Annotated in this window: 6 protein-coding genes and 2 pseudogenes; 4 read left to right on the plus strand and 4 right to left on the minus strand. The window is 38.7% G+C overall.

What is annotated here, in order from left to right; all coding sequences use genetic code 11:
* Positions 1–107: 107 nt before the first annotated feature.
* From ACED46_RS20805 to ACED46_RS20815, 3 genes are all read right to left on the minus strand, one after another.
* A complete protein-coding gene (locus tag ACED46_RS20805; RefSeq protein ID WP_371722347.1) occupies positions 108–1,397 on the minus strand; it encodes a YrbL family protein in 1,290 nt (429 codons plus the stop codon).
* Positions 1,398–1,399: 2 nt separating this feature from the next.
* The gene (locus ACED46_RS20810; protein WP_137002437.1) at positions 1,400–2,512 is read right to left on the minus strand and encodes a glycosyltransferase family 4 protein; all 1,113 of its coding nucleotides are present in this window, start codon (positions 2,510–2,512) and stop codon (positions 1,400–1,402) included.
* Between the two features lie 71 nt (positions 2,513–2,583).
* Positions 2,584–3,294 (minus strand): 3-deoxy-D-manno-octulosonic acid kinase, encoded by a 711-nt coding sequence (locus tag ACED46_RS20815; RefSeq protein ID WP_371722348.1) that lies wholly within the window; start codon positions 3,292–3,294, stop codon positions 2,584–2,586.
* An 89-nt stretch (positions 3,295–3,383) separates the two neighbouring features.
* Here ACED46_RS20815 and ACED46_RS20820 point away from each other — a divergent pair, with 89 nt between their 5' ends.
* The 3 genes from ACED46_RS20820 to ACED46_RS20830 all read left to right on the plus strand — a co-directional run bounded on the left by ACED46_RS20820 (position 3,384) and on the right by ACED46_RS20830 (position 7,552).
* Entirely contained in the window at positions 3,384–4,439 is a 1,056-nt protein-coding gene (locus ACED46_RS20820) for a glycosyltransferase family 9 protein (protein WP_137002435.1), read from the plus strand.
* Between the two features lie 82 nt (positions 4,440–4,521).
* Positions 4,522–5,550 carry a glycosyltransferase family 4 protein gene (locus ACED46_RS20825; protein WP_137002439.1) on the plus strand — a complete coding sequence of 343 codons (1,029 nt, stop codon included), beginning with the start codon at positions 4,522–4,524 and terminating at the stop codon, positions 5,548–5,550.
* A gap of 175 nt (positions 5,551–5,725) precedes the next feature.
* Positions 5,726–7,552: a DUF3413 domain-containing protein gene (locus ACED46_RS20830; protein ID WP_137002434.1), complete on the plus strand. Its 1,827-nt coding sequence runs from the start codon at positions 5,726–5,728 to the stop codon at positions 7,550–7,552.
* A gap of 161 nt (positions 7,553–7,713) precedes the next feature.
* Here the strand turns inward: ACED46_RS20830 and tnpA are convergent.
* Positions 7,714–7,962, minus strand: a pseudogene (gene tnpA, locus ACED46_RS20835) (IS200/IS605 family transposase); the annotation flags it as partial.
* A gap of 71 nt (positions 7,963–8,033) precedes the next feature.
* Between tnpA and ACED46_RS20840 the strand changes: the two are divergent.
* Positions 8,034–8,133 (plus strand): annotated as a pseudogene (locus ACED46_RS20840) (IS66 family insertion sequence element accessory protein TnpB); the annotation flags it as partial.

Here is an 8,133-nt window from a genome sequence, read left to right on the forward strand (position 1 = left end):
AAATGATCAGATCACAGGACTTGGAAAAGGTTCAACTAATTTAGGCAACAACGCCCAATATAGCTACCAATATAGTATCGACAAAAAGCAACATATGATATTTTTTATTATCCACATTTTAATAAATAAAACTTCTTAATAGAAACTAAACGATACATACAGTTTTCTTTCAATCGGATAAACTTTCTTAGTAACCTTGAAAAAATGCTATAGCTCCTGTCATTTTCAAGTATTTTCCTTTCAGACTGTATATTTGTGCCCATTTCATAGTGGTGCGTGATCACAGGCTTCTTCAAGCAAAGAGGAGGGATACCATGTAACCATACCGCACCAATATAATGATCTACCGGCATATACACTACATGTGAATTATCAATCAGCTTTTTCGCCCCAATTGGTGAAAGGTAATACCCCACAGCACCAGAACGATTCTGCGTAGGAAAGAAAAAATCCCCAAAATTAATTAAAGAAGAGCTTCTTTTTTCTAATTTAACATACTCCTGGTCATCCAGTTTGTTGGATTTTATTAAATCAAAGAAATCTTCTTTTATAACGATATCATCTTCCAATATTATCATAGGTACATTATCAGAGACACATTTATGCCAAAGCGCATAATGTGAATAAAAACAGCCTCTTTCACCACGACCCAGTGCATAACCTCTTCGAAAAATAGTTTTTCTGTCGTCTATTTTACTGGCAAATATTTTAGGTATATCATTGAATTTATAAGCATCAAAATAAGAGTATTTTAATTTTCCGGAAAATTGTGCATCAACATTAGCTCGTCGTTTTTTACTCTCTAAAAGTGATATAACATTAACCTGGATTTCAATTTTATCAAGTTTAGGAAGTTTGCTTGTTTTAAATTTATTCCATTTCCTTTCTATTTTTCTACGACCAACCAATGGTAGATAATTGCTTAATGGAAATAGTTCTGTACTACCATAGCCATCAATTAGCACAAGTTTTATACTTTCTTTTTTCTCTAAAACCAATATATTACTCAGAACTAAGTCACTAGGAATAATATTATTTTCTTTAAGGTAACCCTTTAGTTCATTAAGCCCGTCTTGTAGAAAACTTAACTCTTTTTCACTTCTATTTCGCTTTAGATAGTGCCTCAGATCAGAAGCAATATCACCATTGTCATTACGTACAACTTCTTGAATAATACCGATATAATCCCCACAGTCTATAACTCCGTAATACTGAGGTAGATGTGTAAAGTCTATATTATTCTTTTTTAATTTCTCAAGGTATGCAACCTCTCGTTTAGTTTGTTTAGACTTATCTCGATGACTTACCTTAATGCACCGATTAGGATCTTTAGGGTCTAAATAGCAAGTTCGCTCAGAGCCTCGGCCAATAACAGGCCAGTTAAGAAAGTCTTGCATTATTATTTTTGCTTCTCTTTGTAGACGGAGAGAATCATCTGATAGTTCTTTTCCATCATGGCTTCTACATCTAGTGTTAGGGCTAAGTCTCTACAAGCCTTTTTTAAATTCAAATCATTTCGCTTTTCAGCCCAATAATGCATAGCTTCTGTCAACGCGTTTACGTCTTTCCCTGATTCGACTACGGTCGAAACAGTTGGTTGCATCACCTCTTTCGCACCACAATCTTCAGTGGTAATAACTGGGCATCCACATGACAATGCTTCAATCGCAGTAAAACCAAAAGGTTCATAATGAGTTGGGAAAACATAACAGTCAACAAGTGAGAAAAAGAGCTCGGGTGCTGTCTGCGAGCCTAGAAAATGACACTTTTCTGCAATTTTCAAACTCTGGGCTTGCTGCTTATAATTCTCTTCATGGCTTTCCCTACCAACAATTAGTAAATTAGCCTCAATACTCAATTGAGAAAAAGCTTGTAGTGTTTCAGATAATCCTTTTCTCTTGTACCCCGTACCTAAAAATAAGAATACAGGTTTGCTCCAATCGATAGAAAAATTCTTGCGGAAAGCTTCAACATCTACAGAAACTCTCTCTCGATCAAATCGCTTTGTATCAACAAAGTTATGTATGACAGAAATCTTTTCGGGTTGAACATTGTAAGCTTGTTGGATCTCATGAGCACTCTTATATGAATTCGCAACAATGTGTCTGTACGCCCCATCTTTCATTGAGCGTTGCTCAATTTTTATTGCAACCTTATCTTTAAGGTTCGGTTTGCCATCTCTTATGGTATCAACCAAATGTATTCGGGTCCCACCACCGATACGAAGCATGTCATGCGACCAAGTTTTACCAAGACCATAAACGAAGTCATAGTGATGCGACTTTAAATGATTCTCAACATCCTTTGCAAATTTCCAAATACGATGAGACTTGCCGATAGCTAACCCCGATAACTTTACAAACTTAATATTTTGATGCGAAGGCTCTACATGCGTACGACATATAATCGTGACTTCCTCTCCCCGCTCGGCAAGATAGCGAGATAGGTGGTTCAAAAATAGCTCTGTGCCGCCCGTATTAGCGTGCCGCATATGAATCAATGCAATTTTCATATGTTTATTAAGTTTCTTATAAGTTAGAAGCGAGATGAACTGTTGCTAAATATACCTTAGATACCGCTTTACTACAAAATACCATCGTATCCGATCATTAATTCTGTCCAGTCACTTTCTTGCCATTGAATCCTACGTTTACCTTTCTCTTTTATAAAAGAGCGCTTTAGGCGTTCTAGATTACTTTTCTTCCAACTATTTCCACTTTGCTGGAAGCATTTATCAAAATCAATAAGCCAAACCTGCTCCTGTACATCAACCAAGATATTGTGAATATTAAGGTCTGTATGATTTACTTGAGCATTATGCATCTTGCGTATCTCAGAGCCAATATTTTGATATGTTTGCTTATCTAGAACGGATTTAGTCAAGCAATCGACGAGGTCACTAGCGTTAGGTACCTTTTCACTCAAGAGATCAGCTTGATAGACCAAACCTTTTCTGACCACTCTAGCTGCGATTGGTCTAGGTACATTAACCTTATTATCAATTAATACCTGTAACAGTAAAAACTCCTGAAAACTTCGAACCCGTTTTTCACCAAGGTATAGATAGTGATCATTAATCAGCTTACCTAGAAGGCCACCGCGTCTATAGTGCCGCAATGCCGCCTGCGTTGTTTCTAGCTGAATAAACCAAGTTGTACCTCGACCTTGTGCTTGCCCTACAACCATATTCTTCAACTGCCAAAAATTGGCATCAAAAGCTTCCTTTATTTGTCGCTTTGACAACAAGTTTGGATCATAGACGATGGTTTGATGATCTATTGTTTCGGTTCGCATGTGTTGTCCTAAGTTGTCCATTAGAATAATTTTACATTCTGAAGCCTCAACTGCATAATTCTTATCAATCAATTTGCTAGAGTTTTGCCATGTCATTGTTTAATTCAGCCCCTAGGTCCTTATGTATTTTACGATTATCTGCAATAGGAGACGTATGCAACACTATTGCTGCTGTACAAGCAATCCAGAATTACTGGCCAGAAACAAAGATAACTTGGATTACTGGAAGGCTGGAAGCTCAACTCCTTGAAGCAGTCAACGGGTTAGAAATAATTATCTTTGATAAAAAAGGCGGCTGGAAAGAGTACAAAAAACTCTGGAAGACTCTACAAGGCCGTCAATTTGATGCGCTTCTACACATGCAATATGCACTACGTGCAAGTATCGTAACCTTGGGCATCAAAGCAAAGTATAAACTTGGGTTTGATGCAAAACGTAGCCAAGACTTTCAGACTTTGTTTACCAATGTAAAAGTACCGTCGCCAGAAAGCATGCATGTGCTTGATGGACTAATGAGTTTTGCATTTTGTCTTGGCGTACCGGAGCAGGAGCCCACTTGGAAATTAAAATGCACTCCAGAACAAACTCAGTGGGCTAAAGCACAAATCAAATCGAAAGCTTTAAATCTAGTTATCGTTCCTGCAGCAAGTAAAAGCTATAAGAACTGGACTATCGAAGGGTATGTCGCGCTCATAGAACATGCTCAACATTCAGGTTGGAATGTTATCTTATCAGGAAGCCCTGCCAATATCGAAATCGAATTAGCAAAATCAATAGAAGAGCGGCTAACAACCCAAGTAGATAATCTCGTGGGGAAAAGCAGCCTATTACAAATGCTTGCTTTAATAAAAGAATCAGATTTAATTATAGCTCCGGATACTGGGCCTACTCATATGGCAAATGCGGTAGGCACTCCTATTATAGGGCTATACGCCCATCACAACCCAAAGCGTACTGGGCCATACAATGCGTTGCACTCTGTGGTATCTGTGTATGAAGATGCGATTGCAGCAGAGCATTCCGATCAGGTCGAGCAACTAGATTGGCGAACTAGAGTTAAAGATACCAAAGCAATGCAACGTATCAAAGCCGACAATGTTATTGCCATGTTTGACACTATGGCAAGCGCTATCGAAAATAGTTAAACGATTAATACAAATATCATTTAACCCTCTATCTATTTCAGTTTAAACAATGATGTTTAAGAAAACTACGGAATTAACTCTCATGCATATTTGTCATGTTAACTTAGCTTCTGGGTATCACGGCGGTGAAAATCAGACACTACAACTTATCAAACAGCAAAAGAAAATGGGCTATGAGTTAACCGTTGTTGCAAACCCTAAAAGTCCCTTTTCTATAGCGGCGCAAGAGCTTGGCTGTCATGTTATTCTAGCTTCAAGTTTTGCTCATGCACATAAGAGAAGTATAACTTCTGGGTGCCAGGTAATTCATGTTCACGAAGGTAAAGCGATATATTGGGCCTGGTTGCAGAGCAAGTTTTTCAATATCCCATACATAATTACTCGCAGAATAGACAATCCATTGAAAAAAAAGTGGCTAGCTAACATAGCGTATCAAAGAGCTTCTGCGGTAGTTGGTTTAAGCAGTGAAATCGTATCACGCATAGCAGATGCGTACCCCAAAACCAATGTGTATAAAATCCCCAGTTCGCCGGTGACTTACTCTGTTGATATAACGAAGAAACAAACTTTAAAAAAGCAATACAACGACAAGTTTCTCGTAATTCACGCTGCCAACATGGTGCCACATAAAGCATTCAACATTACTATTGATGCTGCGAAGCTGCTGTACAAATCTCATCCAGACATTCATATCTGCTTGCTTGGTGATGGCCCCAAAAGAGCCGAGCTTGAAGCACAAGCCAAAGGTCTCAGCAATTTGAGTTTTAAGGGTAAACAGTCGAGTATGGGGGAATGGTTTGCTATCGCCAATCTTCAAGTTCACCCATCTTATACTGAAGGATTGGGCTCCGTAATACTGGAAGGAATGTCTGCTGGTTTACCGGTTATAGGTACTGACACCGGAGGGATCCCAGATATCATCGAACATGAGAAGACAGGGCTATTAATTCCTAGCGGCAATGCAGAGTCGCTGGCTAGTGCAATTGTCAGAATAAAAACGGATAAGCCTCTATATCAGGAAGTCATAACCAATAGTGAGCAAAAACTAAAACAATTCGATATTGCTCATACTGCTTTGCTTTATGAAAAGCTCTACCAACAATCTTGCTGACAAAAGCGAAAGTGTTTTAGAGACAACCAGCACTTTGCTTGTAACGGTTGATGAAAACAGTTACGAACTATGGCAATATTTGCGCCACTTTCAATGTTGCGACCTTATTGGCAAGCAACTTGTTGAAGGCTATTAAATACTTATTACTTTCACAAATATCGGATTTTGAAAGACTATGAACAAACTCAGTTTTCGCTCTATTGGTTGGTTTATCCTAATTAATGCTATGCTCGCCATTTTGATCTCAATTCGATGCTTTGAATTCTTTCCTGCCGAGGCTTTTACTCCGCTGTCGATCACCTACGCAGTTAGCTCTGTCGTTGGACAAATATTTTTATTGACTTGTTTATTTGGTATTTTGTTGTTACCAAGCAAGTGGTTAAACCAAAACAAAGCAACTTGGTATAACGCTATACTGGCCTCTCTTCTCTTAGTCTTATTGTTCATCGATACCATTGTGTTTGCTCAGTATCGATTTCATATTAACGCAGTGGTAGTCGGGTTAATTTTAGCCGGTGATATCGTTGATTTCCCATTAGTCACTTGGGCAATGGCCATCATTGGCTTTTTAAGCGTACTTTTAATTGAGCTAAAGCTCATGAAGTGGATAGCAAATCGTGGCTCGGCACTGCCAAAAAAGCTAGGAAGAAAAATCACAGCTATTGCTGTAGTCACGTTTCTTGTAGCTAACTTCATACACACCTGGGCTGCTGCCAATGCATTCCAACCAGTCTCTATGGTCAACCGCTATATACCACTTTATTATCCACTTACTGCCAACTCCTTGATGAAAAAACTTGGATGGATTGACTTAGATGCTGTGGAGCAAGGAAAAAGCCTAACAAAATCTCAAAAGGGTGATTTGAATTACCCTCTACAACCAATCATAGCGGAACAACCGGAAGAGCTTAAAGACATCGTGTTGATCGTGGTTGACTCTTGGCGCTATGACACATTTTCCAAAGAAGTGACGCCGATCACTTGGTCGCTATCGCAACAAGGTGCTGTTTTTAATAATCATATGTCGACTGGTAATGCGACTCGAGCAGGGATCTTTGGTACTTTTTACGGGATGCCTAGTACTTATTGGCATGCGTTCTTAGCAAATCAACGATCTCCCCTACTAATGGATCGACTACAAGAGTTAAACTATCAGTTAGGTATTTTTACTGCAGCACAGTTAATTAAGCCTGAATTTAATCGTACCGTGTTTAGAAATGTTCCAAATCTTCGTATACGTTCAGAAGGCGCAACACCATCAGCCAAAGATCGTGATTTAACCAATGATTGGAAAGCATGGTTTGAAAAAACGGATTCTAGCAAACCTCAGTTTTCGTTTTTATTCTTCGATGCACCACACGGTTATGACTTTCCTTCAGGTTACGACGCTGGCTTTTCTCCAATGTTGAAACAACTTAATTACCTAACACTCAATAACGATACTAATCCTGAGCCGATATTTAACCGATATAAGAATAGTGTTCACTACGTTGACTCATTAATTGGAGAAGTAGTTGAAACCTTGAAGAAGTCGGGTCGAATCGATAATACATTACTAATCATTACTAGTGATCATGGGCAAGAGCTTAACGATAACAAGCTCAACTTTTGGGGACACAACAGTAACTTTACCGATGTTCAAGTAAAAGTTCCTTTTATTGTTATAGACCCAAAATTTAACCAATTAAGTAACGATAAGCTAAATAAGAACTTTACTTCTCATGAAGATATCGCTCCTACACTGCTTAAAAACTATTTAGGTGTTAATAACCCAACTAGTGACTTTTCTACAGGCTATGATTTGCTATCTAAAACTCCAGAACGTGAATGGGTGCTTGCATCAAAGTTCAGTGGCTATGCAATCATTACTGAAGAAACTATTCTGGAAGTAGGTAAAGGAGGCTATGAAATGCTCAACAAGGCTAACCGTCCAGTAAACCAACCACTAAATGGTAAGCATACCGTAGAAGCATTAGAACAAATTAGCCGCTTTCTAAAATAGCTTTACGAAGTAACAATGTAAAACACCCGCCTCAAATAAGTCGCGGGTGTTTTTATTTAAGTAGCGGAAGTTATAACTGGCAATAATTTAGTCTAACATAGTAAATTACCACCTTCTAAAGAGGGTGGCTTTGTGTGAGCCCCCTAAAAGGGGGCCTTCGTTTAGTCCAGCACTAATTGTTGCTGTTCTACGCGCTCTTTCTTCTCCTGATGCCTTACACAACGTCGAATAATTTCTTCATTAATTCCTACACTATCGACAAAATAGCCCCTTTGCCAAAAGTGGTTACCCCAAAGCTTATTTTTCATCAAATATGGAAACTTACTGAAGAGCTTTAAGGCTATTTTGCCTTTCAATACACCCATCAACTTGGATATTGATAGCTTGGGTGGAACCTTTACGTAAGCGTGTCATGAACACCGCATTCTAATCTTTCAGCACGAAGAATAAGATCATCTCTCCAACCCAAAGGAGAGTTGAAATGGCAAAACGACGCACCAACCTAGAATGGCAATCACTGTTTGAACAATATGAAAGTAGCAGTGTTACCCAACGCGCTTTTTGTGAAGAGCATGGACTGA

This window comes from Vibrio sp. 1S139 (genome assembly GCF_041439475.1).
GTDB lineage: Bacteria > Pseudomonadota > Gammaproteobacteria > Enterobacterales > Vibrionaceae > Vibrio > Vibrio crassostreae_C.